The sequence below is a fragment of the Okeania sp. SIO2F4 genome, from assembly GCF_010672385.1.
In the GTDB taxonomy this organism is placed as follows: Bacteria; Cyanobacteriota; Cyanobacteriia; order Cyanobacteriales; family Microcoleaceae; genus Trichodesmium.
The window spans coordinates 1-2,853 of sequence record NZ_JAAHGT010001110.1; the positions used below are offsets into that span (position 1 = coordinate 1).

General features: G+C 37.1%; 3 protein-coding genes and 1 pseudogene. All 4 read right to left on the reverse strand.

Annotated features, from left to right (window positions below; translation table 11 throughout):
* On the reverse strand, nucleotides 1-197 hold a 197-nt coding region (locus F6K22_RS37660; protein WP_293109920.1), incomplete at its 3' end, for a hypothetical protein.
* 109 nt (nucleotides 198-306) lie between these two features.
* Nucleotides 307-1,800, reverse strand: coding sequence for an FAD-dependent oxidoreductase (locus F6K22_RS37665; protein WP_293109922.1), 1,494 nt, complete (start codon nucleotides 1,798-1,800; stop codon nucleotides 307-309).
* A 293-nt stretch (nucleotides 1,801-2,093) separates the two neighbouring features.
* Nucleotides 2,094-2,339: a hypothetical protein gene (locus tag F6K22_RS37670; protein ID WP_293109923.1), complete on the reverse strand. Its 246-nt coding sequence runs from the start codon at nucleotides 2,337-2,339 to the stop codon at nucleotides 2,094-2,096.
* Nucleotides 2,315-2,521: pseudogene (locus F6K22_RS37675) on the reverse strand (asparagine synthase-related protein); the annotation flags it as partial. The pseudogene F6K22_RS37675 and the gene F6K22_RS37670, both read right to left, overlap by 25 nt.
* Nucleotides 2,522-2,853: the final 332 nt, after the last annotated feature.

Below are 2,853 nucleotides of genomic sequence, written 5' to 3' on the forward strand. Positions count from 1 at the left end.
GATAGGGGAAAAAAGCGGTCCTTGGATGGCGAGGTCTCCGTTCCCTCCGGGACGCTACGCGAACTTCGAAGCTTTGCGAAGCGCAAACGCTTGCCTCCAATCTCCCAAGAGAGAAGAAATAATATTTCCTGATCTTCAATTGGTGTAACGGTTAAAACCTTCTTGTAATTATCAAGTTCGCCATTATCAATTATCAATTAATGAACTAACCATATCCAATCGACCAAGACAAGAAATAATATTTCCTGATCTTCAATTGGTGTAACGGTTAAAACCTTCTTGTAATTATCAATTATCAATTATCCATTAATGAACAGTTTTTGCCTCAGTGATAATTTTCATTGGATAAGAATCAGCAATTAATTTATTTGCCTCCTCCATTACTTTAACATTTGGAGAAAAAGTTGACTTCTCCACACATTCATCAAAATCAATTAGAGTTTTAATCCGTTGATAAGATTGAAACGCCACAGTCGGGAAAAAGGAAAACTTGCCAGGCAAAACACATAAATAGTTACTATTAGGATTTGACTCTATCCAATAACTATAACGCCGTTTTTGTTCCTCCTGACTAATAAATTCTGTTTTTACACAGTCATAACTAAAAAGATTTCGACTATAAAGTTTATCTTTGCCAAAATATCGTTCTGCCGAATCCAAAATTTGCTCAATATCTACTTCCTCTTCTCGATTTATTGGGTCGTCATTAGTATAGCTAGAATCAGCCAACATAGAATAAACAAATTTTTCTGCCCCTATCTCACAATTATGTACAAAATGATTAAAATGAAACTTTCTCTTGGTAGACATCCGGACAAAATTAGTATCAGTTAAAGCAGGTTTAGCTACTACCATTGCACTACGACTACGTTTAAGTTTTGCCCGTACTTGTAAGTCAGATAAAAAAGGTTCAAAACCTTTTCCTACTGCAAAAATAAATAACCGTGCTTTTAGACGTTTGGGAAAGCTATTTTGTGTACGACATAAAAGACTTTTGATTTTAATTTTACCGTAGCTATCTATTAGTAATTTATCAATAGTTACTCCCGTCTCGAATGTCACTCCTCGCTCCATAGCACTAGCAACTAAAGTTCTCATTATGGCAGTAGTATTCATCGAACAATCTAAGGTTTTGATAATTTCATAGTTTGAATTTTCTAGACCATAAGAATGATCGAATCTACGACAAAGATTATCTATAGTTTCTGTGGAATGGCGCAAAGAACAATTTAATCCCTCATAAGCTTCAACTTGAGCATAAATTGGAGCCAAACAATTTCCATTTTGCAGCCAATTATATTGTTGACCATAAGCAGTTTCTAATCTGCCTAAAACTCGGTTACGCTGAATTTCTAAATATACCGAATCACTTTTGAGACCAGATACACTAATTTCTGGAGAATTTTTTCTAGGATGAATTAAATATACGGGGCGATCGTTAAACCAACCGTTAGAGTTAGGTATAACTGTAGGGGTAAAAAAATTAGGTTTTGTTTCTGTCAGAGCAATATTACATTGTTCAGAAAAATAGGAACTATATAGATTAATTAAATCCTCCAAACTATTCACACAATTAATAAAAGTCTGAGCATCATCATGTCCTGAATAAAGTGCCCCAGTATGAAACCAACCTTCCAATTTACCTGAAGCAAATGTTCCTAATTGTGGGGCACTATCTAATACTTTGATAGAAAGACGACTACGACGAGCCAGAAATTCAGCAATGGAAATTCCAGCAATTCCACCACCGATGATAATTACATCTACATATTCAATTTGAGAAGCTTGGATTTTTGTCATTGAGTTAAATAAAAAGTAAAAAGATCGATTTAAACCCCATTTCAAAAGTCTTACTACATCTTCTTGAGAATAGGGAATAGGCAAATTAAGAATAAGTAATAATCGCCCTTAATGCCTATAATCTTTACAAATATTGCTGAACCTTACTTATTACTTAATAACTGAAGTCTTGAGCAAGTATAGTATTATTTTTGGGAGTTGGTTAGCGTACTCAAGTCTGTAAAAACGGTGCGTTATGTTTAACTTTGTTATGCTATTACACCCTATAGCAATCCTATTTAAGTTATCAGGACTTACGCAAAATACCAAATCACACACCATCTGTAGGAAGGATGTTTTTGGCGATGATATATCGTCTCAGTAATTAATGGTTTTGCTGCTTCTCTTAAGACATATTTTTCTGTCATATCATGTCCGGTAGCATCGGTATTGTAAGGTAAGTAAGAAGTAAGAAGGAAAAAAGGTTGAAAAGCTGGAAAAAACTTAAATTTCCTGTAGATATTCACCCTAGCTTTTACGCAAACGATACCAACGGACATGATGTCAGGCCACGAATTTTTAGTGCAACTGACATATTCCGCACTAATTCCACAACTTTGTGGTCTAAAAATGGTAGTCTTCCTTCAATTGAGTGTGCCATTTCAACACCATCCGCCAAGATTCGTAAAATGTGATTAGCCAAAAGACTTTTAGACCACAAATAAAGAGATTGATGAACAGGTTCTGCTTCATAAAACCGATATAAAACGTCTCTCTTGGTGCGCGTTCCCTCTCTTGGTCAGCATTCCCTCACAGGAGTGCGCGTTCCGCAAGCGAGCTGTCGGCGGCGCGGGGTCTGACCGCTTGCGTCTTACGCACCCCGCGGGGTCGCACCGCATAACAATTGACATTTTAATGTTTATTTCCTGCTGTACGGACGTTGCATAAGGGCGTCCCTAAGGCCGTTGGCGGTTACTCATCCACAGGCATTGACGGGTCTTGCCCGACCGCATTTCTTGAGTGCGTCTTATATTCTGTTGGCGAAGCCTTTCCGCAGGAAATGGAGACCTCATA

What these genes read in the sequence shown, in the direction of transcription:
- F6K22_RS37665 (WP_293109922.1), bottom strand. Translation starts at nt 1,800, where the DNA reads ATGACAAAAATCCAAGCTTCTCAAATTGAATATGTAGATGTAATTATC.
- F6K22_RS37670 (WP_293109923.1), bottom strand. Translation starts at nt 2,339, where the DNA reads ATGTCCGTTGGTATCGTTTGCGTAAAAGCTAGGGTGAATATCTACAGG.